The 21,505-nt window shown below is 68.5% G+C and carries 24 protein-coding genes, 1 tRNA gene, 1 other RNA gene and 1 pseudogene; 12 read left to right on the forward strand and 15 right to left on the reverse strand.

Annotated features, from left to right (window positions below; all coding sequences use genetic code 11):
* Window positions 1-39 precede the first annotated feature (39 nt).
* Window positions 40-777, forward strand: a pseudogene (locus CSC70_RS00005) (dihydrolipoamide acetyltransferase family protein); the annotation flags it as partial.
* A gap of 12 nt (window positions 778-789) precedes the next feature.
* Here CSC70_RS00005 and CSC70_RS00010 read toward each other — a convergent pair.
* Together CSC70_RS00010 and CSC70_RS00015 are read right to left on the reverse strand one after the other, a co-directional pair.
* Window positions 790-1,731: an MBL fold metallo-hydrolase gene (locus tag CSC70_RS00010; RefSeq protein WP_162454599.1), complete on the reverse strand. Its 942-nt coding sequence runs from the start codon at window positions 1,729-1,731 to the stop codon at window positions 790-792.
* Complete coding sequence (locus CSC70_RS00015; protein WP_162454600.1) at window positions 1,731-3,056, reverse strand: tryptophan--tRNA ligase; 1,326 nt, start codon at window positions 3,054-3,056, stop codon at window positions 1,731-1,733. Before CSC70_RS00015 ends, CSC70_RS00010 begins: the two co-directional genes overlap by 1 nt.
* A gap of 108 nt (window positions 3,057-3,164) precedes the next feature.
* Between CSC70_RS00015 and CSC70_RS00020 the strand changes: the two genes are divergently transcribed.
* On the forward strand, window positions 3,165-3,941 hold the full coding sequence (locus CSC70_RS00020) for a hypothetical protein (protein ID WP_162455289.1): 777 nt from the start codon (window positions 3,165-3,167) through the stop codon (window positions 3,939-3,941).
* Between the two features lie 71 nt (window positions 3,942-4,012).
* On the opposite strand, the gene CSC70_RS00025 is transcribed toward CSC70_RS00020, so the two are convergent.
* The 6 genes from CSC70_RS00025 to birA all read right to left on the reverse strand — a co-directional run bounded on the left by CSC70_RS00025 (window position 4,013) and on the right by birA (window position 7,896).
* A complete protein-coding gene (locus tag CSC70_RS00025; RefSeq protein ID WP_162454601.1) occupies window positions 4,013-4,147 on the reverse strand; it encodes an entericidin A/B family lipoprotein in 135 nt (44 codons plus the stop codon).
* An 89-nt stretch (window positions 4,148-4,236) separates the two neighbouring features.
* Window positions 4,237-5,160, reverse strand: a complete 924-nt coding sequence (rocF, locus tag CSC70_RS00030; RefSeq protein WP_162455290.1) for an arginase — start codon at window positions 5,158-5,160, stop codon at window positions 4,237-4,239.
* Window positions 5,161-5,269: 109 nt separating this feature from the next.
* Window positions 5,270-5,345: transfer RNA gene (locus tag CSC70_RS00035), tRNA-Thr, on the reverse strand.
* Between the two features lie 19 nt (window positions 5,346-5,364).
* Window positions 5,365-6,126: an SPOR domain-containing protein gene (locus CSC70_RS00040; RefSeq protein ID WP_162454602.1), complete on the reverse strand. Its 762-nt coding sequence runs from the start codon at window positions 6,124-6,126 to the stop codon at window positions 5,365-5,367.
* Window positions 6,127-6,190: 64 nt separating this feature from the next.
* The gene (locus CSC70_RS00045) at window positions 6,191-6,934 is read right to left on the reverse strand and encodes a type III pantothenate kinase (protein ID WP_162454603.1); all 744 of its coding nucleotides are present in this window, start codon (window positions 6,932-6,934) and stop codon (window positions 6,191-6,193) included.
* Entirely contained in the window at window positions 6,931-7,896 is a 966-nt protein-coding gene (gene birA, locus CSC70_RS00050; RefSeq protein ID WP_162454604.1) for a bifunctional biotin--[acetyl-CoA-carboxylase] ligase/biotin operon repressor BirA, read from the reverse strand. Before birA ends, CSC70_RS00045 begins: the two co-directional genes overlap by 4 nt.
* Before the next feature lie 180 nt (window positions 7,897-8,076).
* On the opposite strand from birA, the gene CSC70_RS00055 reads away from it, so the two are divergent.
* A complete protein-coding gene (locus tag CSC70_RS00055; RefSeq protein ID WP_162454605.1) occupies window positions 8,077-8,370 on the forward strand; it encodes a hypothetical protein in 294 nt (97 codons plus the stop codon).
* Complete coding sequence (locus tag CSC70_RS00060) at window positions 8,337-9,131, forward strand: M90 family metallopeptidase (RefSeq protein WP_162455291.1); 795 nt, start codon at window positions 8,337-8,339, stop codon at window positions 9,129-9,131. Before CSC70_RS00055 ends, CSC70_RS00060 begins: the two co-directional genes overlap by 34 nt.
* A gap of 6 nt (window positions 9,132-9,137) precedes the next feature.
* Here the strand turns inward: CSC70_RS00060 and CSC70_RS00065 are convergent, their stop codons facing one another.
* From CSC70_RS00065 to CSC70_RS00095, 7 genes are all read right to left on the reverse strand, one after another.
* On the reverse strand, window positions 9,138-10,574 hold the full coding sequence (locus tag CSC70_RS00065; protein WP_162454606.1) for an ATP-binding protein: 1,437 nt from the start codon (window positions 10,572-10,574) through the stop codon (window positions 9,138-9,140).
* A 25-nt stretch (window positions 10,575-10,599) separates the two neighbouring features.
* Window positions 10,600-11,286 carry a response regulator transcription factor gene (locus tag CSC70_RS00070; protein WP_162454607.1) on the reverse strand — a complete coding sequence of 229 codons (687 nt, stop codon included), beginning with the start codon at window positions 11,284-11,286 and terminating at the stop codon, window positions 10,600-10,602.
* A 93-nt stretch (window positions 11,287-11,379) separates the two neighbouring features.
* Window positions 11,380-11,781, reverse strand: coding sequence for a hypothetical protein (locus CSC70_RS00075; RefSeq protein ID WP_162454597.1), 402 nt, complete (start codon window positions 11,779-11,781; stop codon window positions 11,380-11,382).
* Window positions 11,782-12,000: 219 nt separating this feature from the next.
* A complete protein-coding gene (locus CSC70_RS00080; RefSeq protein WP_162454608.1) occupies window positions 12,001-12,912 on the reverse strand; it encodes an arginine deiminase-related protein in 912 nt (303 codons plus the stop codon).
* A complete protein-coding gene (dusA, locus tag CSC70_RS00085; RefSeq protein ID WP_162454609.1) occupies window positions 12,909-13,907 on the reverse strand; it encodes a tRNA dihydrouridine(20/20a) synthase DusA in 999 nt (332 codons plus the stop codon). Before dusA ends, CSC70_RS00080 begins: the two co-directional genes overlap by 4 nt.
* Complete coding sequence (locus CSC70_RS00090; RefSeq protein ID WP_162454610.1) at window positions 13,904-15,232, reverse strand: aminopeptidase P N-terminal domain-containing protein; 1,329 nt, start codon at window positions 15,230-15,232, stop codon at window positions 13,904-13,906. Before CSC70_RS00090 ends, dusA begins: the two co-directional genes overlap by 4 nt.
* Entirely contained in the window at window positions 15,232-15,777 is a 546-nt protein-coding gene (locus tag CSC70_RS00095) for a UPF0149 family protein (protein WP_162454611.1), read from the reverse strand. Before CSC70_RS00095 ends, CSC70_RS00090 begins: the two co-directional genes overlap by 1 nt.
* A 153-nt stretch (window positions 15,778-15,930) precedes the next feature.
* Here CSC70_RS00095 and CSC70_RS00100 point away from each other — a divergent pair, with 153 nt between their 5' ends.
* The 8 genes from CSC70_RS00100 (at window position 15,931) to rpiA (ending at window position 21,437) form a co-directional block, all read left to right on the forward strand.
* Complete coding sequence (locus CSC70_RS00100) at window positions 15,931-18,195, forward strand: putative bifunctional diguanylate cyclase/phosphodiesterase (RefSeq protein WP_246189278.1); 2,265 nt, start codon at window positions 15,931-15,933, stop codon at window positions 18,193-18,195.
* Window positions 18,196-18,240: 45 nt separating this feature from the next.
* Window positions 18,241-18,462: a TIGR02449 family protein gene (locus CSC70_RS00105; protein ID WP_162455293.1), complete on the forward strand. Its 222-nt coding sequence runs from the start codon at window positions 18,241-18,243 to the stop codon at window positions 18,460-18,462.
* On the forward strand, window positions 18,459-18,755 hold the full coding sequence (locus CSC70_RS00110; protein ID WP_162454612.1) for a cell division protein ZapA: 297 nt from the start codon (window positions 18,459-18,461) through the stop codon (window positions 18,753-18,755). The genes CSC70_RS00105 and CSC70_RS00110 overlap by 4 nt, the downstream gene beginning before the upstream one ends.
* A gap of 100 nt (window positions 18,756-18,855) precedes the next feature.
* Window positions 18,856-19,041: non-coding RNA, 6S RNA (ssrS, locus tag CSC70_RS00115), on the forward strand.
* Complete coding sequence (locus CSC70_RS00120) at window positions 19,028-19,669, forward strand: 5-formyltetrahydrofolate cyclo-ligase (protein WP_162454613.1); 642 nt, start codon at window positions 19,028-19,030, stop codon at window positions 19,667-19,669. The genes ssrS and CSC70_RS00120 overlap by 14 nt, the downstream gene beginning before the upstream one ends.
* Window positions 19,666-20,133 carry an EVE domain-containing protein gene (locus CSC70_RS00125; protein WP_162454614.1) on the forward strand — a complete coding sequence of 156 codons (468 nt, stop codon included), beginning with the start codon at window positions 19,666-19,668 and terminating at the stop codon, window positions 20,131-20,133. The genes CSC70_RS00120 and CSC70_RS00125 overlap by 4 nt, the downstream gene beginning before the upstream one ends.
* 35 nt (window positions 20,134-20,168) lie before the next feature.
* Window positions 20,169-20,696 carry a hypothetical protein gene (locus CSC70_RS00130; protein WP_162454615.1) on the forward strand — a complete coding sequence of 176 codons (528 nt, stop codon included), beginning with the start codon at window positions 20,169-20,171 and terminating at the stop codon, window positions 20,694-20,696.
* Window positions 20,697-20,789: 93 nt separating this feature from the next.
* Window positions 20,790-21,437, forward strand: a complete 648-nt coding sequence (gene rpiA / locus CSC70_RS00135) for a ribose-5-phosphate isomerase RpiA (protein ID WP_162454616.1) — start codon at window positions 20,790-20,792, stop codon at window positions 21,435-21,437.
* Window positions 21,438-21,505: the final 68 nt, after the last annotated feature.

A 21,505-nucleotide genomic window follows, 5' to 3' on the forward strand; every position in this document is an offset into this window, starting at 1 on the left:
AGGAGTCTGGTGGGCTGGGAAATGTGAAAAAGAGCCAGAGCCCCTTCCCCCGCACGCGAAGGAAGGGCTCCCGAACAACGCACGCCGCTGTCCGCGTCCGGCAAGCCGATGCGCACGCAGCCGCCCGGCACGACCACTGCCGGCCAGCCCGAACCGCTGAAGGGCGTTCGCCGCAACATGGCGCGGGTGATGGCCGATGCCCATCGCCAGGTGGTGCCGACCACACTCAACGACGACGCCGACATCCATGCCTGGCGCGACGGCAACGACGTCACCGTGCGTCTGGTCCGCGCCATCGTCGCCGCCTGCCGCGCGGTGCCGGCGCTGAACGCGTGGTTCGACGGCGAGGCCCTGGTCCGCACCCTGCACCCGCATGTCGATATCGGCATCGCGGTGGATACCGACGACGGTCTGTTCGTGCCGGCGCTGCGCAACGCCGACCTGCTGGACGGTCGCGGCATCCGCGACGCGGTCGACCGCCTGCGCGCCCAGGTCGGCGACCGCAGCATCGCTGCCTCCGAACTGACCGGGCACACCATCTCGCTGTCCAACTTCGGCATGTTCGCCGGCCGCTATGCCACCCCGATCGTGGTGCCGCCGAGCGTGGCGATCGTCGCCGCCGGCCGTGCCCGGATGCAACCGATGCCGGCCGGCGACGGGCTGGAAGCGCACAAGATCATCCCGCTGTCGCTGAGCTTCGATCACCGCGCCTGCACCGGTGGCGAGGCCGCGCGCTTCCTGCGCGTGATGCTCGACGACCTGGCCCTACCCGACTGAAACGGAGAAAACTCAGGCCGCGGCGCGATCCAGCCAGACTTCCAGCCCCTGCGCATTGAGTTCGATGTCGCTGCCCAGCACCTCGCGCACGCGGGCATCGTCCAGCGTCACCCCGTGCCTGCGTACACGCGACAGGTACAGCTCGGCCAGCGCGGCAGTGATGGCGGCATGCCGGCCCTCCCGGCCGGCGCAGTCGCGTGCGATGGCGACCATCGCGTCGATCTGCTCGCACAGCGCGGCGGCGAACCCGCGTACCTCCTCCGCGCTGGCGCCGATACGGCCGTAGTGGGTCAGGTACATGCCTTCGGGCGAACGTGAGAGCAGCCGGTCGATCGAGTCCTTCAGCGCCTCCGGTTCGAACTGCACCGGCGTGGTCGTCGGCAGTACGAACGGTCCGCGCGCCGTGTCCAGTTCGCGGTACGACAGGCCGAAGGTGTCGCCGGTGAACCAGCAGCGGCTGCGCGCGTCCCAGATGCAATGGTGGTGGCGTGCATGCCCCGGGGTGTCCACGCACAGCAGCTCGCGGCCGGCCAGGTCGATGCGCTCGCCATCGGCGGCCACCCGCACCCGGGCTTCCGGCACCGGTTGCAAGGTGCCGTAGCTGCGCTGCACTTCCGCCTCGCCATAGACCGCGGTCGCACCAGCGATCAGCTTCGAGGGATCGATCATGTGCCGCGCCCCGCGCGGATGCACTACCAGGGTTGCGTTCGGCAGCTGCTGCATCAGCAGGCCGGCGCCGCCGGCGTGGTCCAGATGCACGTGGGTCAGGATCAGCCAGTCCACTTCGGACGGCTGCAGCCCGGCCTTGTCTAGGGCTTGCAGCAGCAAGGGCACCGAATGATTGGTACCGCAATCGATGAAGGCGCCACGGCCATTTTCCACCAGCAGGTAGGCCGCATCGAAACGCGGTCGATGGAAGCCGGTATCGACAACATGGATGCCGTGCCCGGGCATCACGCGTCCTCGGCCAGCTCCAGCAGCGCCTGTGCCACGTCGGCCAGTTCGATGCCGGCATGCAGGTGGCCGACCAGTTCCTCGCCCAGCTGCAACGCGCCTTCGCCGGCGTGGCGCAGCGCCTGCGCGCCCTGCTGGCGCAGACGCGCGATCTGCTGCCCGGCTTCGCGCGGCGATTGGTGACCGACGCTTTGCAGCAGCAGCCGACCATCGACACCGAGCAACTTGAAGTAGAAGCGACCATCGCTCTCGCGATACTGCTTGAACTGCGGCGTCGCGGCCCTGGCCGCCGTCTTCTTCGTGGTCGCAGCCTGCGACGACAGGTTGCGCAAGCCGACCGCCTGACGCAGTTCGGCCAGGAACAGCGTCGCGTACTTCTCGCGCAGCCGGCGTGCGCCGTCGCGCAGGATCGCTTCGATCTCGCCCGGCTTGGCGATCAGCGCCTCGTAGGTGTCGCGCAGCGGCGCGACTTCGGCGTCGATGCGTTCGAACAACTTCTGCTTGGCATCGCCCCAGCCGATGCCGGCAGCGAAATCGGCGGCGAAGGCGGCGGTTTCCTCCGCGTCGGCGAAGGCCTGGTACAGCTGGAACAGTGCCGAGCCCTCGGTGTCCTTCGGTTCGCCCGGCGTGCGCGAATCGGTGACGATGCCGGCGATCAACTTCTTCAGTTCGTTGCGGGGTGCGAACAACGGAATGGTGTTGCCATAGCTCTTGCTCATCTTGCGCCCGTCCAGGCCGGGCAGCGTGGCCACGTTGTCGTCCACCAGCGCCTCGGGCAGGACGAAATAATCCTTGCCGTAGACGTGGTTGAAACGCTGGCCGAAATCGCGCGCCATCTCGATGTGCTGGATCTGGTCGCGGCCGACCGGCACCTGGTCGGCGTTGAACACCAGAATGTCGGCCGCCATCAGCACCGGATACATGAACAAACCGGCGGTGATGCCGGCATCGTCGTCCTCGCCCTCGGCGCGGTTCTTGTCCACCGCCGCCTTGTAGGCGTGGGCGCGGTTCAGGATGCCCTTGCCGGCCACGCAGGTCAGCAGCCAGGTCAGCTCGGTGATCTCGGGGATGTCGCTCTGTCGGTAGAACCACACCGTGTCCGGGTCCAGACCGCAGGCCAGCCAGGTCGCGGCGATCTCCAGCGTCGAGCGCTGGGTCATGGCCGGATCCTGGGCCTTGATCAGGCTGTGCAGATCGGCCAGGAAATAGAAGCTCTCGCTGCCGGCGGCGCGGCTGGCGGCGATGGCCGGGCGCACGGCGCCGACATAGTTGCCCAGGTGCGGGGTGCCGGAAGTGGTGATGCCGGTGAGGACGCGGGTGGTCATGCGAGAAGATCGGTATTGCCGGGCCCGACAGTGTAACTGCCCGCCGCCGCAACCCCGTTCCGCCAGCCCGGACGTTTTCCCATCCGACCCATACGGAGAACGTCCATGCTGCGCCGAATCTTTCCTCTGCTGGCGATGCTGATCGCCATTGCCGCCTGCGCCCCGGCCCGCGCCGAGCCGCTGGTCCGCCTGTCCCTGGTCGATCGCGACAGCGGCCAGGTCCTGAACGAATACCCGCATCGCGGCGACACCTGGGTCGCCGGCCACCCCGGTCACCGTTACAGCGTGCGGCTGACCAACACCACCGGCCAGCGCGTGCTGGTAGTGCTGTCGGTCGACGGGGTCAATGCGGTCAGCGGACAGACCGCATCGCCGTCGCAGGCCGGCTACGTGCTGGGGCCGTGGGAGACCGCCGAGATCGCTGGCTGGCGCAAGTCGCTGGACGAGATCGCCCAGTTCGTCTTCACCGATGTCGGCGACAGCTACGCCGCCCGCACCGGTCGCCCGGACAACATCGGCGTGATCGGCATCGCGGTGTTCCGCGAACGTCCCCGCTACCGGCCGATGACGCCGCCGGTCGCCCGCGCCGAAGCCGGCGCCGCCGCCAAGTCCGCGCCGCAGTCGCGGGAGGCCGAAGCCGCCGCCGACATGGCCGAACAGCGCATCGGCACCGGCCACGGCCAGCGCGAATGGGCGCCGGTCGGGCAGACCGAATTCGTCCGCGCCAGCCGCAGCCCGGCCCAGGTCAGCGAGCTGCGCTACGACCGCCGCGACCGGCTGGTCACACTGGGCGTGCTGCCGCGGCGATCACCGGACTGGCGTGCACCGCGAACGCCGCGGGCCTTCCCGGAAGGCTTCGTCGCCGACCCGCCGGGCTGGCGCTGAGTTCCGCCGCACGGGCACGAAAAGGGCGGCAGGCCCAAGCCCGCCGCCCCGGATTCGCGGAACCGCGCGGCTTACTTGCCGGACACGTCCTCGATCTTCTCGCCGGCCTTCTGGATGTCCTTGCCGACCCCCTTGACGGTGTTGCAGGCGGACAGCAGGCACAGCGAGAGCAGGCACAGCAGCAGGACGGTGGCGGAGCGTTTCATGGCGGTTCCTCGTGGTCGTTCGGCGCGCGGCGCGATGGCACCATCATGCACCGGCCGCCGAGGCAAATGAAGGCCTTGGTGCGAACGGTTCAGTCGCGCATCAGCGTGGACTTGCCGAACAGGCTTTCGACCAGATCCACGGCCAGTTCAGCGGTCTGGTTGCGGCTGTCCAGCACCGGATTCAGCTCGACGATGTCCAGCGAACCCATCCGCCCGCTGTCGGCGATCATCTCCATGACCAGTTGCGCCTCGCGGTAGTTCGGCCCGCCCGGCACCGTGGTGCCGACCCCGGGCGCGATGCCGGGATCGAGGAAATCGACATCGAAGCTGACGTGCAGGTGGGTGTCCGCATCGACGCCCTCCAGCGCCGCCTCCATCGTCCGCCGCATGCCGTTCTCGTCGATGTAGCGCATGTCGTAGACGTCGATGCCGTACTGCTTGATCAGCCGTTTTTCTTCCGGGTCGACCGAACGGATGCCGATCTGGCGGATGTCGCCCGGCGACATCGCCGGCGCCTCGCCGCCCAGCCGGACCAACGGTTCCGGCCCCAGCCCGCACAGGCAGGCCACCGGCATGCCGTGGATGTTGCCCGACGGCGTCACCTGGCTGGTGTTGAAGTCCGAATGCGCGTCCAGCCACAGCACGCGCAGGCGCTTGCCCTGCTCACGGCAGTGCTGCGCGACCGCGGTGATCGAACCGATCGCCAGGCAGTGGTCGCCGCCCAACATGATCGGCATGCGCCCGGCCGTCAGCTCGGTGCGTACCGCCTGCATCGTGCCGCGATTCCAGGCCACCGCCTCACCGAGGTGTCGATAGCCTTCGTGCGGCGGCTGCCACGGATTCGACGGGCCATCCACGTTGCCGACGTCACGCACGGAAATGCCGCGTGCCGTCAGCGCCTCGCCGAGACCGGCGATGCGCAGCGCATCCGGTCCCATGCGCGCGCCACGATGCCCCGCGCCTACGTCGGTGGGCACGCCGATCAGCGAAGCGGGAGGAAAACTGCGGCTCATCGGCACGTCGTCGAATGCAACATGCATCGATTGTATCGCGCGCATTCGCAACGCCCTGTGGCATCGCAACACGCGTGTCGCACGAGGCACCCGAAAACGTCGGGAACGATGGTGCCGCTTGTCCGATTCGAACGGACGACCTACCGCTTACAAGGCGGTTGCTCTACCAACTGAGCTAAAGCGGCACGGAAAGCGCGGCGCATTCTAGCGCAGGGCCGTGCAGGGTCGCGAACGCACCGGGGCGCCGCCGCTGCGCGATTGCAGTTGCGCCGTGTCCAGCGCGGTGGCGGCCACGTCCAGCCACCATTGCGCCGGCACCACCTTGCCGGCCGGCTGCAGGCGGGTTTCGAAACCGGCGTCGGCCATGGTCTTCTGCCTGCGCAATGCGCCCTCGCGGTTCTGGTAGCGGCCCAGCGAGATGGCATTGGCCTGTTCGCCGCTGCTGATGACGAAGTAGTCGGTGAATCCGGCATCGATGATGCGCCTTGCCGTCGCCTGCGCCGTAGCCAGATCGGGAGCCGGCGGGACCAGCACCATCCAGGCACTGGCCGAGGCTTCGGTTCCGCGCACCCACGAACCGGGCGCATCGGCGGCCAGCCGACCTAGCGCCGCACGCGCCGCGGCTTCATTGTCGTAAGGGCCGACGACGTAGCAACGGCGTTCGATCACGGGCGCCGCTTCAGCCGCGACCGGTGTTTCGGCTGCGACTTCGACGACATCCGGCGCCTTGGCCGGCGGAGTCTGCGAATCCGGACCCGTCGCGGCATCCGCGGTCGCGGGAACGTCGTCTGCCGGCAGGGCATCCACCACAACGTCTTCGTCGAGCAACTGCAACGGCGCGACGCCGGCCGGCATCGCGATCGCGGCAGGTACCGGCGTGGCTGCAGCCGGTGGCCGCGAAATCCACCAGGCCGCCACGCCAAGGTTCAGCACAGCCAGCAGGACAATCAGGATGCGAATCCACATGCGCGGATTCTACCGGCTGGCACGGCAGGGTTTCCCCGCACCGCATCTCACATCGGCCATCGGCTCACGACGCCGTAGAGGCGATGCCGACCCAGATCGCCAGCCCGCGCAGCACCAGGTCCGGGACCCGATCGGCCCGCGGCAGTTGCGTCTGCAGTTCGTCGGCACCGCCGCCATGCAGCAGCACGCATGGCGCGGTGCCCAAGCGTTCCTGCGCCAGTCGCAGGCTGCGTTCGAGCAACCCCAGGGCCGCACTCTGACAGCCCGAGGCCAGCGCGCCGGCGGTGTCGGTGGCGAAGTCGACGACCTCGCCACCCGCAGCCGGCAACTGCGCCGCCGCCTCGTGCAGGGACAGGCGCATCAGTCGTGGCGACGGGGCGATCAGGCCGCCGCGATGCAGGCCTTCGGCATCGAGCAGGTCCAGCGTCAGCGCGGTGCCGACGCCGACCACCAGCTGCGGCCCCGCCTGCATCGCATGCGCCGCCAGCAGGGCCAGGAAGCGGTCCACGCCCAGCTTCGACGGATCGGCATAGGCGATACGGACGCCGGACAGCCGCGACTGCGTGCGCGCGATGCTGATGCGGCGAAAACGCGTGCCCAGCCGTTGCAACAGTTGCAGGGTCAACGCCGGCGAAGCCACGCTGGCCACGCAGGCGACCTCGGCCCGCTGCGGCAACGTCGCATCGAGCGCTTCGGCGAAACCGTCTTCGCCGTGGGCCAGGGCCCGCACCGCCTGCAGGCGGCCAGCGTCATCCAGCCGCGCACACTTGAGCCGGGTATTGCCGAGGTCGAACAGCCAGGTGCTCATGCGGCCCTCACGCTGACTTCGCCGGCGTGCACGCGCAGTTCGCCGTTCCCGCACAGCAGGCGCAGGGCGCCGTCTTCGGCAATGCCGCCGGCCACGCCGCGCTGTTCGTCGGTACCGGTCCGCACCACGATCTCGCGCCCGGCCAGCGCGTCCAGCGCCGCGAAACGCGGCAGGAACGGCGTCAGGCCTTCGGCATCGAAGCAGTCCAGCGCCGGCAGCAGTGCTTGCAGCACCTCGGCCGCCAGTGCGTTGCGCGACGGTGCCGGCAACCAGGCCTGCAGGTCGGTCCAGGGCTGGTCGATCGCGGCCGCGACCGCCGGCGGCATGCGCACGTTGACGCCCAGGCCGATCACCGCGCGCACCGGACCGCCATGTTCGCCGCCGCCCTCGACCAGCAGGCCACCCAGCTTGCGACCTTCGACCATCAGGTCGTTCGGCCATTTCAGCCGCACGCCATCCAGCCCCATCGATTGCAGCGCTTCAGCCGCGGCGATCCCGGCCACCAGGCTCAGTCCGCCCAATCGCGCCAACCCGCCGCCGAAGTGTCGCGCCAGCGACAGGTACAGGTGCGCGGCCAGCGGCGATACCCAGTCGCGGCCGCGGCGTCCGCGCCCGCCGGTCTGGCGTTCGGCCAGCAGCACGGCCGCGCCCTGTTCCGGCGTCGGCCGGCGCAGCAGTTCGCTGTTGGTGGAATCCAGCTCCCAGGCGATATCGATTTCGGCCACCCCCGCGCCGATCCGGTCACCCAGCATCGCCAGGATCGTTTCGCGATCCAGCAGATCGGGCACCTGCGCCAGCGCATAGCCCTGCCCCGGCCGCGCCAGTACGTCGATGCCGGCTTCGCGCAGGGCCTGGACGCGCTTCCAGATCGCCGCACGGGTCAGCCCGCCTTCGCGGGCCAGCGCATCGCCGGTGACCGGCCCCTGCGCCAGCCGCTGCAGCAGTTCGCGCTCGTCGATCATGCCGCGGACAACCCGCGGCGATGGTCGAACGCCGGGTCAGGAACCTGAATTCGGATCGAAAGCGCATCCATGCCGCCGATTATGCGGGAATCGCCTGTCGAACCCCTGCCGGCAAGCCGATCCGTCGCGGTTTCGCGGTATAGTTCGGCGAGCATCCGCACGCCCCGACAGGAGTCGTCCGTGTCCCGAGAACTGCGCCAGCTTCACGTCATCGGCCTGACCCTGCTGCTGGCCGGCCTGACCGCGCCGGCCATGGCCCAGAACGGCCGCAATGCGACAGCCGACGGTTCCGGCTGCGCGGCGGCGACCGACATCGAGACCCCGGCCGACCCGCAGGACGAGTCGCGGACGCCTGCCCCTGCCGCGGCGAAGTCTGCCAAGCCCTCGGCCGCGCGCGCCAGCGACGGCGGCGATGTACACCTGCGCCAGCACCCGGCCCGCTGGCACAGCTTCCTGCCCGGGATGTTCCGCTGACCGCAGGCCGTTCCTGGCTCCCGCGCTGGCTGCAGTGGGGCCCCGCCCCGATCGAAGACGCGACTTGGCGCGACGCGGCCGATGCCACGCCGTGGATCATGCGACTGGATGAACCGCGCGCGACACGGCTGCGCGAACTCAGTACCCGCTTCCTGCACGAAAAGACCATCACCCCGCTCGGCGGACTGGCGCTGGACGATGCACAGCGCGTGCAACTGGCGGCATTGTGCTGCCTGCCGCTGCTGGAATTCGGCGCCGGCGGCCTGCGCGGCTGGTCGCAGCTGATCGTCTATCCGGATGCGTTCCGGGTGAACCGCAGCCACGTCGACAGCGCCGGCGTGCTGCATGAATGGGAGGACGAGCTGATCGGCGAAGCCTGGGACCAAGGGCCGCTGATCCTGTCCTGGGCCGATGTCCAGGCCGACCTCGACGAACCCGATGCCGGCTACTGCGTGGCCGTGCACGAGATGGCGCACAAGCTGGATGCGCTGGATGGCGAACTGGACGGCACCCCGCCGCTGCCCACGGCCTGGCTGCGCGACTGGGCCGGCGATTTCCAACGCGAATACGACGCCTTCTGCCAACGGGTCGATCGCGGCCGCGCCGTCGCCATCGACCCGTATGCGGCCGAATCGCCGGAGGAATTCTTCGCCGTCGCCAGCGAATACCACTTCTCCAGCCCGCAGCGGTTGCGACAGGCGCTGCCGTCGGTCGCCACGCACCTGCAGCGCCTGTACGGCGCCTCGCCGCTGGATGGATGAATCCGGCTACAGGTTGGGCGGCAGGGTGACGATGAAGCAGGCGCCGCCCAGTTCCTGCGAACGCACCACCTGCAGCTCACCGCGGTAATCGCGGATCAGGTCCTGGACGATGCCCAGGCCAATGCCGTGGCCCTGCACGCGCTCGTCGCCGCGCACCCCGCGCTGCAGGATGCGGGCCACGTCCTCCTCGGCGATGCCGGGGCCGTCGTCCTCCACCGCCAGCAGCAAACCGGCGCGCCGATGTGCGCTGTCCAGCCGCGGCTGCGCGGTCAGCAGCACCCGCGAGCGCGCCCACTTGAAGGCGTTCTCCAGCAGATTGCCCAACAGTTCCTGCAGATCGCCGATTTCGCCGTGGAACTGCGCCGAAGGATCGATCTCGAATTCGCAGATCACGCCCTTGGCCGCGTACACCTTCTCCAGCCCGCGGACGATTTCCTCGGCGTTGGGTTCGATCGCCACCGGCGCGGCGAACAGCTTGTGGCCGCCGGAAGCCGCCCGCGCCAGCTGGTAGGAGACCAGGTTGTTCATCTTGCGCAGCTGGGTGTCCAGCTCATCGCGCAGGGCGATCGCGTGCACGCCCTCGTCCAGCTGCGCGCGCAGCACCGCCAGCGGCGTCTTCAGGCTGTGGGCCAGGTCGGCCAGCGTGTTGCGCTGGCGCTCCAGATTCTCGCGCTCGCTGTCGATCAACACGTTGATGCTTTCGGTCAGCGGCTCCAGTTCGCGCGGGTGGCGATCGCTCATCCGGCTCAGCTGGCCGTGCTGCACCCGCGCCAGTTCGGCCACCACCCGGTTCAGCGGGCGCAGGCTCCAGCGCAGCACCGCCATCTGCAGCAACAGCAGGATCACCCCGGCGCCGCCGAGATAGCTCCACAGCGCGCCGCGAAACACCCGCAGCTGCCCTGCCAGCGCGCGCGTGTCCTCCATCACGTAGATGGTGTAGGGGAACTCGTCCTTCCACACCAGGCCGCGGCCATAGCGATAGACCTCGCCCGCGCTGCCATCGATCTGGGTGACCGGCAGCGGGCCGTCGAACACCTGCTGCGGCGCGGCCAGCATCCGCCCTTGCGGCAAGGCCGGGCCCTCGCCGGAAATCGTCACCCAGTAGCCGCTGGGCAGGACGATCTGGGTGTACAGGCCACTGCCGGGCTGCAGGAAGCGCGGGTCCGGCGGACTGTTGACCACTTCGTAGTCGATCACCGCTCCGCCGCGGTCGAAATCGATGTCGTTGGCGTAGGCGTTGGCATAGCTTTCCAGCCGTTCGCGCAGGTTGCGCTCGGCGGTTTCGACGAAGGCCCGGTCCAGCGCGTAGCCGGCCAGCGCCAGGAAGGCAACCAGGCCGAGGCTGGCGGCCAGCAACTGGCGCGCCCGCAACGAACGCGGGCGCCATCCGGAAAACGGATCGCGCCCGCCGGTTGCGCCGCGCTTGTCGCCGGCGCCGGGCATCAGCCCTCGCCGGAGCCGGAGGGCATCAGCCTTCCCCGCTGCGCGGAATGGCGAAACGGTAGCCGCGGCCGCGCACGGTCTCGATCGGCTTCAGCTCGCCGTCCGGGTCCAGCTTCTTGCGCAGGCGGCCGATGAAGACCTCCAGCACGTTGGAGTCACGGTCGAAGTCCTGCTGGTAGATGTGCTCGGTCAGGTCGGCCTTCGAGACCAGTTCGCCGGCGTGCATCATCAGGTACTCCAGCACCTTGTACTCGTAGCTGGTCAGGTCGACGTTGGCGCCGCCGACGCTGACCGTCTGCGCGGCCAGGTCCAGCGCCACCGGACCGCATTCCAGGGTCGGCTTGCTCCAGCCGGCGGCGCGGCGGACCAGGGCATTGACCCGCGCCAGCAGTTCCTCGACGTGGAACGGCTTGACCAGGTAGTCGTCGGCGCCCTGTTTCAGGCCCTCGACCTTGTCCTGCCAGCTCGAACGCGCGGTCAGGATCAGGATCGGGAACTTCTTGCCTTCCTCGCGCAGGGCCTTGATCAGCTCCATGCCCGACATCTTCGGCAGGCCAAGGTCGATGATGCCGACGTCGAACGGCACTTCCCGGCCCATGTACAGGCCCTCTTCGCCGTCCTGGGCCGCGTCCACGGCGAAGCCTTCGCGCTTCAGGCGCGCGGCCAGGGTCTCGCGGAGGGGGGCTTCGTCTTCAACCAGCAGGATTCGCATGGTTTCTCCCTGATGCTGTGGGCGGCCGACCCGGCCGCAGGTGAAACGGATTCGAAAGGCGGCTACGCGACGTCGGCCGAACCTGTTGGCCGATTATGGCTCACCGGGATTGCGGTCACGCGCGGGCCGAACGTCATTGTCGCCGCGCCTGTCCGCGCCGCGACGCTGCTGCGGCACATCGTCCATGTAGCGGACGCTGCCCTCGGTATCGACGTACTTGACCCGGTTGATCTCGCGGCCGTCGTACTGCACGCGCTCGGCGCCCAGCACCTTGCCGCCGGTGCTGCGCTGGACGCGACGGACCGAATCGGACATCGGCGTCGGCGCGGGGCGCGATTCGGATCGCGGCTGGGACCGCGACTGCCGGACCGGCGCTTCCTGGGCCTGCCGGGACTCGACCCGCGGCATCGCCGGGCGCGAAGGCGGCTGACGCTCGCCGCGCGCAGGCGCCCGCTGGGCCTGCGCGGCGCTGGCCCAGAACAAGGCGACGGTCAACAGGCCCGCGACGAGCCATGAATGAGAACGTGGATGCATAACGGAATCGTAACGGAGCTTTGCTGAACGAAACTGGGCCCGGGTCGGACCAGGTTCGCCGGTGTCGGCTTCCCCCTGTGGCGTGTCCCCGATTCTGGCCGCGGGCAGTGAATCCGGTCTGAACTTATCCACAGCAGGGCCACCCCGTTCAGTCGGGCGTCGGGCTCACGGTTACGGCGTTCAGAATATCTCGCCGACGCAACAGCGCAGCGAGCCGCCGCCGGCCTCGATGGCGTCCAGCGGCACCGCCCGGAGCCGCAACCCGGCCCGCTCCAGCGCGGCTTGCGACGCCGGTCGCAGCGAATCGGCCGCGCCCTGGCTCATCCATACCTGGTCCGTGCCCAGGGCGATGGCATTGGCGGCGAAGGCGGCGTGTTCGCCGGGCTCCAGTTCGATCGCATGCGGGGCATGGATGTGGGCGATGGCCGCGGCCACCGCCGGATCGGCGAAGCCCCGCGGGCTGATCAGCGCCGCGCGTCCGCCCAGCACCGCCAGCACCACGTTGGCGTGGTACTCGCCGGCCGCTAGATCGAACATCAGGGTGGCGCGCAGGCCGAAGGCCCGGTGCATCAGCGCCGCGCCGGCCTCGTCGCAACGCTCGGACAGGCCGCAGTAACCAAGCCCGCGCGCACGATCGATCACCAGCGAGCCAGTCAGTTCGCAGGGATGCGGCTGCAGCGACAGGTCAATCTCGCGGTAACCCAACACCTCGGCGAAGAAGCCGCGGATGTCCGCCCGCGCCGCTTCGCGCCGGCGCACTTCGTGACGCATTCGGCCGACGATGCAGCGGCCCGGCGCGGTGGCGAACACGTTGTTGGGAAAAACGGCGTCGGGCGTGTCCTCGCGGCCGGCGAAGCAGAGCGTCGGCACCGCCTCCGACAGCGCCCGCTGCAGACCGCGATGCTGGGCCAGCGCCCGCGCCGGATCGAAACCGTCGCCATCGGCCATGTAGCGGTTGTCCTGCGCGGATTGCTCGGCGCGGGCGAATCCCTCCGGCGCGACCAGGAACGCCGCGCGCGCCGTGGCCGCGCCGAAATCGGCAGCGCAATCGGCCGCCATCCGCGCGAAGGCCTGCGCGTCGCGGGTGATCATGCCGCCGCGGCCGTCGCCTGTGTCGTGGCCGCCAGCGCCTGCTCCAGCAGCTCCCAGCCGGCACCGGGACGGTGCGCGCCCTCGCTGAGGATCTGGCGGAAGCGACGGCCGCCGGGTTGGCCGTGGAACAGTCCCAGCAAGTGCCGAGTGATGTGTTTGAGCGCGACCCCGGCCTGCAGCTGCGCTTCGACATACGGGCGGAATGCCCGCAGCTTTTGCGCACGTTCGCCGCACGGCCCGCCGTACAGGGCCGCATCCAGCTCGTGCAGCAGCCACGGGTCGTGGTAGGCCGCGCGACCCAGCATTACCCCATCGACCTGCGCCAGCTGCGCCTGCGCGGCCGACTGCGTGGCGATGCCGCCGTTCACCACCACCTGCAACGACGGCCGTTCGCGCTTGAGCCGGTGCGCCCAGTCGTAGCGCAGCGGCGGTACCTCGCGGTTCTCCTTCGGCGACAAGCCCTTCAGCCAGGCATTGCGCGCATGCACCACGACCATGCCGCAGCCAGCCGCAGCCACCGCATCGACGAAGCCGAGGAAACGTTCGTAGTCGTCATCGTCGTCCACGCCAAGCCGGCACTTGACCGTGACCGGCACCGATACCGCCGCGGCCATCGTCGCCACGCAATCGGCCACCAGCGCCGGTTCGCGCATCAGGCAGGCGCCGAAACTGCCGGACTGCACGCGCTCGGACGGGCAGCCGCAGTTGAGGTTGATCTCGTCGAAGCCGCTATCGGCGCCGATCCGCGCCGCCTGCGCCAGCAGCTCCGGCTCGCTGCCGCCCAGTTGCAGCGCCACCGGATGTTCGGACGGATCCATCGCCAGCAACTTCGCTCGGTCGCCGTGGATCACCGCATTGGCGTGCACCATCTCGGTGTACAGCCGCGCATGCGGCGCCAACAGGCGGTGGAAAGCCCGGCAGTGCGCGTCGGTCCAATCCATCATCGGCGCCACCGACAGCCGCAGCGAGGCGTCGTAGCGCTCTGCGGCGTTCATGTCGCCTCCGCCATCACCGCTTCGATCTCGTCGGCGCTGCGCGCCAGTGCGGCGGTCAGCACCCGATGACCGTCGTCGGTGATCAGCACGTCGTCTTCGATGCGGATGCCGATCCCGCGCCACTTCGCCGCCACGCGGGTGTCGTCCGCGGCCACATACAGGCCCGGTTCGATGGTGTAGACCATGCCCGGCTCCAGCAGCCGCGATTCGCCGTCGATGCGGTATTCGCCGACGTCGTGCACGTCCAGCCCCAGCCAGTGCCCGGTCTTGTGCCGGTAGAAACGCTTGTAGTGGCCTTCGGCGATGTTCTTCTCCAACCGGCCCTTCAGCAGACCCAGCCGCAGCAGGCCTTCGGTCAGGGTTTCCACGGCGGCGTCATGACCGGCTTCGTAGGGCACGCCGGGGCGCGCTTGCGCTAGCGCCGCGGCCTGGGCCGCGCCGACCAGATCGTGCAGGGCGCGCTGTTCCTTCGAAAAGCGGCCGTTGACCGGGAAGGTGCGGGTGATGTCGCTGGCATAGCCGCGGTATTCGGCGCCGGCGTCGATCAGCACCAGCTCGCCGTCGCGCGCGGCCGCCCGGTTGGCCACGTAATGCAGCACGCAGGCATTGGCGCCGGCGCCGACGATGCTGGCATAGGCCGGGCAGGCGTCCTCGGCGCGGAACACGCGCTCGACTTCGGCCTGCAGCACGTATTCGGGCACCCCGGCGCGCGCCGCACGCATCGCCGCCAGGTGCGCGCGCATGCCGATGTCGGCCGCACGCTGCATCAGCCGGACCTCGTCCTTCGACTTGAACAGGCGCATCTCGTGCAGCAGGTGACCCAGTTCCAGAAACTCGTGCGGCGGCTGCGCGCCGTGCCGCACCTGCGCGCGCACCCGGTTGACCCAGCCGATCAGCTTCAGGTCGAACTCGGCGTCGCGGCCGAAGTGGTAGTACACCCGCGTACGTCCTTCCAGCAGGCCAGGCAGGATCTCATCGAGGTCCTCGATCGGGAAGGCGTCGTCCATGCCGTAGTCGTCCACCGCGCCCTCCTGCCCGGCGCGTGCGCCGTCCCAGGATTCGCGCTCGGCGTCGCGCTCGCGGCAGAACAGCAGGCATTCGCCATGCTTGCGTCCCGGCACCAGCACCAGCACCGCCTCCGGCTCGGGGAAGCCGCTCAGGTACCAGAAGTCCGAATCCTGCCGGTACGGGTAATAGGTGTCGTGGCTGCGCACACGCTCCGGCGCGGCCGGCAGGATCAGGATGGCGTCGTCGCCGGCCATGCGCATCAACTGCCGGCGCCGGCGGGCGAACTCGCGCGGCGAGATGCCGGTCAGCGACTTCATCAGTTCAGGCTCTGCCGGTGCCGGCGCGCCAGCACGCAGTCGCCATGCAGCAGCAGGGCCGCCACGCGGACGAATTCCTCGAGCTCGGCCAGCGCGGCTTCGTCCTCTTCGGCGTCGGCGCCGATTTCCGGCGAGGCCTGGGCCAGCCGGGCGAGGTCGCGCAACGCTTCCTCGCCCTCTTCCGACAGCCCGGGCCTGGCGCCAGCAGCCAGTCCAAAGGCGCCGAGGAAGCCGCGGCACCAGTCGAACAGCGCTTCGGCGCGCCCGTCCAGCCCGTCTTCGGCAGGCGGCAGCAGCAGTTCGAAGGCGAAATCCCGGTCCAGCAGCTGGTGGGAACTGGCCTGGCGCAGGCGCTCCAGCGGGTGCTCCGGCGGCAGCGCCGGCAGGGCGTCATCGGTCAGCGCCCTCGGCAGCCAGCCCGGCGCGTCCTCGCCGCCACCGGCCAGCCAGCCGCACAGCGTCCCGTGCAGCTCGCTGGGGGTCGCGGCCAGCCCCAATTGCCGGGCGGCGGCATCGATCTCGGTCAACTCGGGGAGTTCGGTCATGACGGCGATCCGCATCCCGGAGGAAACGGACACAGGGGGACAATGCGCAAAGTGTAGCAATTCGACTGCCGCCATCCGCTTGTTGCAGACGCAAGGGCACGCCTACACTGCGCACTTGTCCAAGACCGGACCGCACGGGACATCCTGCCGACCATGTTCCCTGTTCCCGCCATCGCCGCCGGGCTCATGGCCACCGCCACGACACCGTCGGGACTGGCCTGGCTGATGCTGCTGGCCGGTCTGGTGCTGGCGGCCGTACTGGCCGTCGCGACCCGCCACTACTGGTCGCGCTGGCGCCCGGCACCGCCGCGCGAGAGCCTGCCGACCGAATCGCCGCGCCAGCGCGACGATCACCTGAAGCTGGCGCTGTGGGCTTCGGGCGAGCTGTTCTGGGACTACGACCTGGTCCGTCGCCGCCTGCACCGCATCCGCGCCGACGAGAACGCCGCCGCCAACGCCGAAATCACCGTGCTGGTCCGACAGGGCGAAGTCCCGCCGATCCACGAGCAGGACCTGCCGCTGATGATGCAGCGCCTGCGCAGCCATCTGGAAGGCGAATCGCCGCTGTTCATGTCCGAACATCGCATGGACCTGTCCGGCAACGGCACCTGGGTCTGGGTGCGCGCGCGCGGACGGGTGGTCGAACGCGACAGTGACGGCCGTCCGGTACGCCTAGCCGGCACCGCGCGCGACATCACCGCCAGCCGCAACGCCGAATACGAGCACCGCATCGCCAGCGAGGTCATGCGCAGCATGAGCGAAGCCGTTGCGGTGCTGGACTGGGACTACAAGTTCATCGCCATCAACCAGGCCTTCACCCGCATCACCGGCTACGAGGAAGAGGAAGTCATCGGCCACCCGCTCGGCATGCTGGACAGCGGCCAGCACGGGGCCGAGTTCCTGGCCCAGGTCCGCGAAAACCTGTCCCGCGAGGGCCGCTGGTCCGGCGAGCTCTGGAAAGTACGCAAGGACGGCGAGGAAATCCTGTGCAAGGTGGAGAAGAACGCGGTCCCCGACGCCAGCGGGCAGCGTTCGCTGTACGTGCTGGTGCTCAACGACATCACCGAGCAGAAGCGTGCCGAACAGGAGCTGCGCTACCTGGCCAACTACGACACCCTGACCAGCCTGCCGAACCGTTCGCTGCTGTCCGAACGGCTGTCACGCGCGATCGTCAAAGCGCGTCGCGAGAACGGCCGGGTCGCGGTGCTGTTCATCGACCTGGACCGCTTCAAGGACGTCAACGATTCGCTCGGCCACGCCACCGGCGATCGCATCCTGCGCGCCGCCGCCGCGCGCGTGCAGCAGACCGTCGGCGCCGAACACACGGTGGCCCGGCTCAGCGGCGACGAATTCACCGTGGTGCTGGAAGACGTCGGCTCGGCCGCCGAAGCCGAAGCCATCGCCCAGCAGATCATCTCCGCCTTCACCCGCCCACTGGGCATCGGCGACCGGCTGGAACTGGCGATCTCGCCGTCGATCGGCATCAGCCTGTACCCCGACCATGCGCAGGTGCCGACCGACCTGCTCAAGCATGCCGACACGGCCATGTATCAGGCCAAGGCCGCCGGTCGCCACACCTACCAGGTGTATTCGGAGACGATGGACGAGAAGATGCGCCATCGCGCCATCCTCGCCAGCGCCCTGCGACGCGCACTGGAGCGCAACGAGCTGGCGCTGGTCTACCAGCCGCGGATGTCGATGGGGCCGCAGCGTATCACCGGCATGGAAGCGCTGCTGCGCTGGCACAGCCAGGAATTCGGCGGCATCTCGCCCGACCAGTTCATTCCGCTGGCCGAGGAGTCGGGCCTGATCCTGGACATCGGCATCTGGGCGCTGCGCCAGGCCTGCCAGACGTTGCGCCAGTGGCACGACGCCGGCTTCGACCAGCTGTGCGTGTCGGTCAACGTTTCGGCACTGCAGCTGCAGCGCGGCGATCTGCCGCAGGTGGTGGCCAGAACCCTCGAGGAAACCGGGCTGCCGGCGCGCTTCCTCGAGCTGGAACTGACCGAGAGCGTGATCATGGCCAACCCCGGGCAGAACATCGACACCCTCAACGCCTGCCGCGCGCTCGGCGTGTCGCTGGCCATCGACGACTTCGGCACCGGCTATTCCTCGCTGGCCTACCTCAAGCGGCTGCCGCTGACCGCGCTGAAGATCGACCGCGAATTCATCGGCGACCTGACCCGCGACCGCGACGACGAGGCGATCACCAGCGCGATCATCGCCATGGGCCATTCGCTGTCGCTCAACGTGGTCGCCGAAGGCGTTGAGACCGAAGGGCAACTGCAGTTCCTGCGCGAACACCATTGCGACGAGATCCAGGGCTATCTGATCTCCGAAGCGCTGGACGCCGCCGCCTGCCTGCCCTACCTGCACCGCGCCCAGGCCGCGCCCGGCGCCGCGCAGGCCGCGCCATGATCCGCCGCTTGACCCTTGCCCGGAGGCATGTCTATCGTGACCAGCATGGACAGTCCCGATCCCGTCGAACAGCTACACGCCCTCGTCCAGCGCGTCAGCGAGCTGGCCGAACGCTGCCGGCGCCTGGCCGAGGAGAACCGCAGCCTGCGCAGCCAGCAGGAGCAACTGGTCGGCGAACGTTCGCAACTGCTGGCCAAGAACGAACAGGCGCGCTCGCGGGTCGAGGCGATGATCACCCGGCTGAAATCGCTGGAGCAGCACACGTGAGCGCCAACGAGACGGTCAGCGTGCACATCCTCGACCGCGAATACACGGTCGGCGTGGAGCCGGGCGAGCGCAACGGCCTGATGGCCGCGGCCAAGCTGCTGGACGGCAAGATGCGCGAAGTGCGCGGCGACAACCGCATGGCCGCGGTGGACCGGGTCGCGGTGCTGGCCGCGCTGAATCTGGCGCACGAACTGCAGCAGCTGCGCGATGCCAACAGCTCGCGCGAGCGCGAACTGGCACGCGCGATCGACGGCCTGCAGCACAAGCTGGACTCGGTGCTGGACGGCCTGTAGGCGACCGCCGCCGGTTCCACGCAGGTTCCACTGCACGCACGCATCGGCCACGCCGACGAACGGCTTTTGCATCTTCCAACACGTGGCTATACTGCAAACGCATCCTCTGCCGTGTACGACGGCGTGTGCAAACATTCGCCTTGTCCCTTAATGACGACCACGGGACGGTAACGGAAGCCGGGAGTGCAGGTCCGCCTTGCAGCGGGAAGCCCGATGGCCCCCAAGCCTTCCCACTTGAACCCCGGGTTCAAGGTCGTTTCGCACGCATCGTCATGGCGGAGGATGTATTTTTCCCGCAGAATTCGCGGGTGAATTCCACACCCGCCACACCCGACCCGGAGCGCGCCCGCCTGCGCCGCGAACTCCGGCAACGTCGGCGCGAACTTCCCGCCGCGCAACGCATCGCCGCCGCCGATGGCCTGGCCGCGCAACTGCTGGCCCTGCCATGGCTGACCGAAGGCGGTTACGTCGCCGGCTACTGGGCCAGCGACGGCGAGATCGGCCTGCACGTCTTCCAGCTCAAGCTGCCCGCCGGCTGCATCTACTGCCTGCCGCTGCTGCACGGCGAGGAACTGCGCTTCGCGCCGTGGCGCTCCGGCGACCCGCTGGTCAGCAACCGCTTCGGCATTCCCGAACCCGACCTCGAACCTTCCAGCGCGCTGCCTCCCGAAGCCATGTCGCTGGTGGTGATGCCGCTGGTCGGCTTCGACGCGCACGGGCAGCGTCTGGGCATGGGCGGCGGCTGGTACGACCGCAGCTTCGCCTTCCGCCGCCATGTAGCCGCACCGCCCTGGCTGGTCGGCGTCGGCTTCGACCAGCAGCGGCTGGACGCGCCGTTGCAAGCCGAGGACTGGGACGTAGCGCCCGACGCCATCTGCACGCCTTCCGCCACCCACCTGAAGAACCCCGCATGACCCGTCGCAAGCATTACTGGCTGATGAAGTCCGAACCGGACGCGTTTTCGATCGACGACCTGCGCAAGGTCGGCACCGAACCGTGGAACGGCGTGCGCAACTACCAGGCGCGCAATTTCATGCGCAGCATGCAGGTCGGCGACGGCGTGCTGTTCTACCACTCCAACTGCAAGCAGCCGGGCATCGTCGGCGTGGCCAGCGTGGCCAGCACCGCGTACCCGGACCCGACCCAGTTCGATCCCAAGTCCGACTACCACGACCCGAAAAGCACGCGCGAGGAACCGCGCTGGTCGCTGGTGGACGTGAAGTTCGAGAAGAAGCTGGGGCGCACCCTATCGCTGGACGAGATCAAGCAGCACGCGGACGAACTGGGCGAAGGCTTCGCCCTGACCCAGCGCGGCAACCGCCTGTCGGTGCTGCCGGTGACCGCCGCACAGTGGAAGTTTCTTCTTTCCCTCGAATGACGCTGTAGGAGCGGCGTGAGCCGCGATGGAAGGTTATGGACTGGCTCAACTTCTTCAAACGTAAGCGCGACCCTCAGCCTGTGTCCGCACCACCATCGGAGATCGAGCTAGAGGTGTTCCTCAACAACTTTCTGTCGGAGGACTACCTTGGCAAGGCCGCCGAAGCTGGTCATAGGGCAAGAGCAGCAGTTAAGGAGCACCGTCTAGATGATGCTTGGCGCTTTTATCATGAGCAGAAATCTCTCTATATGCAGCATGCACAGGCCTGCAATTTTACCGGAGAGCAGACACTGGCACTTGACGCAAGCGTCAGCGAGAACTTAGCGAACATACTGCGAATCGAGAAAAAGCATGACGACGCATTGGTTCATATCTTGTACTGCGCATTGGCTTCCCGTACAACAAAATCTCTTCAAAAGAAGCTTATGGCCTACTTCAATCGTTGCCACTTCCAAAATATTCAGTTCACCTCTGTCGAAGCCATGATGCAATCTGAAACTAGATGGACATTCAGAAAAATCAAAGATCAAGTCCAGCAATGGCGATTGAGTACAGTTACTTGATAACTCCTTCAAGCCCATGCCACTTCACATCACAGCCTGATTCAGCCTTACATCGCGGCTCACGCCGCTCCTACAACCACCATTGAATACCCCATGTCCGAAATGAAGCGCCTGGCTGGCGAAAAGGCCATCGAATACGTCGAGGATGGCATGATCGTCGGCGTCGGCACCGGCTCGACCGTGGCCTATTTCATCGACGCGCTGGCGCGGATCAAGGACCGCATCGCCGGCACCGTGTCCAGTTCCGAACAGAGCACCGCGCGACTGCGGCAGCACGGTATCGAAGTGCTGGACCTCAACCACGCCGGCGCCCTGTCGCTGTACGTGGACGGTGCCGACGAATGCGACCCGCACAAGCGCCTGATCAAGGGCGGCGGCGCGGCGCTGACCCGCGAGAAGATCATCGCCGAGGCCAGCCAGAAGTTCGTCTGCATCGTCGACCCGAGCAAGCAGGTGCCGGTGCTGGGCACGTTCCCGTTGCCGGTGGAAGTGATCCCGATGGCGCGCAGCCTGGTCGCGCGCGAGATCGTGGCCATGACCGGCGGCCAGCCGGTCTGGCGCGACGGCGTGACCACCGACAACGGCAACGTGATCCTGGACGTGCACAACCTGTCGATCGTCGATCCGGTGACGATGGAGCGCGAACTCAACCAGATTCCCGGCGTGGTCAGCGTCGGCCTGTTCGCCCGCCGTCCGGCCGATGTGGTCATCGTCGGCGGCCAGCCGCCGCAGGTGCTGTAGGCCGGCGCACGCAAGCGACTGACCCGCGGGGTTTCTTCACCGGTGAGACGGGGCGGCGGGATACTCGC

Source organism: Pseudoxanthomonas kalamensis DSM 18571 (assembly GCF_010211745.1).
Taxonomy (GTDB): domain Bacteria; phylum Pseudomonadota; class Gammaproteobacteria; order Xanthomonadales; family Xanthomonadaceae; genus Pseudoxanthomonas_A; species Pseudoxanthomonas_A kalamensis.

Excerpts from the sequence above, each read along its gene's own strand:
- CSC70_RS00010 (WP_162454599.1), bottom strand. The coding sequence starts at position 1,731 with ATGCCCGGGCACGGCATCCATGTTGTCGATACCGGCTTCCATCGACCG.
- CSC70_RS00015 (WP_162454600.1), bottom strand. The coding sequence starts at position 3,056 with ATGACCACCCGCGTCCTCACCGGCATCACCACTTCCGGCACCCCGCAC.
- CSC70_RS00025 (WP_162454601.1), bottom strand. The coding sequence starts at position 4,147 with ATGAAACGCTCCGCCACCGTCCTGCTGCTGTGCCTGCTCTCGCTGTGC.
- rocF (WP_162455290.1), bottom strand. The coding sequence starts at position 5,160 with ATGAGCCGCAGTTTTCCTCCCGCTTCGCTGATCGGCGTGCCCACCGAC.
- CSC70_RS00040 (WP_162454602.1), bottom strand. The coding sequence starts at position 6,126 with ATGTGGATTCGCATCCTGATTGTCCTGCTGGCTGTGCTGAACCTTGGC.
- CSC70_RS00045 (WP_162454603.1), bottom strand. The coding sequence starts at position 6,934 with ATGAGCACCTGGCTGTTCGACCTCGGCAATACCCGGCTCAAGTGTGCG.
- birA (WP_162454604.1), bottom strand. The coding sequence starts at position 7,896 with ATGATCGACGAGCGCGAACTGCTGCAGCGGCTGGCGCAGGGGCCGGTC.
- CSC70_RS00065 (WP_162454606.1), bottom strand. The coding sequence starts at position 10,574 with ATGCCCGGCGCCGGCGACAAGCGCGGCGCAACCGGCGGGCGCGATCCG.
- CSC70_RS00070 (WP_162454607.1), bottom strand. The coding sequence starts at position 11,286 with ATGCGAATCCTGCTGGTTGAAGACGAAGCCCCCCTCCGCGAGACCCTG.
- CSC70_RS00080 (WP_162454608.1), bottom strand. The coding sequence starts at position 12,912 with ATGATCACCCGCGACGCGCAGGCCTTCGCGCGGATGGCGGCCGATTGC.
- dusA (WP_162454609.1), bottom strand. The coding sequence starts at position 13,907 with ATGAACGCCGCAGAGCGCTACGACGCCTCGCTGCGGCTGTCGGTGGCG.
- CSC70_RS00090 (WP_162454610.1), bottom strand. The coding sequence starts at position 15,232 with ATGAAGTCGCTGACCGGCATCTCGCCGCGCGAGTTCGCCCGCCGGCGC.
- CSC70_RS00095 (WP_162454611.1), bottom strand. The coding sequence starts at position 15,777 with ATGACCGAACTCCCCGAGTTGACCGAGATCGATGCCGCCGCCCGGCAA.
- CSC70_RS00100 (WP_246189278.1), top strand. The coding sequence starts at position 15,931 with ATGTTCCCTGTTCCCGCCATCGCCGCCGGGCTCATGGCCACCGCCACG.
- CSC70_RS00105 (WP_162455293.1), top strand. The coding sequence starts at position 18,241 with ATGGACAGTCCCGATCCCGTCGAACAGCTACACGCCCTCGTCCAGCGC.
- CSC70_RS00120 (WP_162454613.1), top strand. The coding sequence starts at position 19,028 with ATGGCGGAGGATGTATTTTTCCCGCAGAATTCGCGGGTGAATTCCACA.
- CSC70_RS00125 (WP_162454614.1), top strand. The coding sequence starts at position 19,666 with ATGACCCGTCGCAAGCATTACTGGCTGATGAAGTCCGAACCGGACGCG.
- CSC70_RS00130 (WP_162454615.1), top strand. The coding sequence starts at position 20,169 with ATGGACTGGCTCAACTTCTTCAAACGTAAGCGCGACCCTCAGCCTGTG.
- rpiA (WP_162454616.1), top strand. The coding sequence starts at position 20,790 with ATGTCCGAAATGAAGCGCCTGGCTGGCGAAAAGGCCATCGAATACGTC.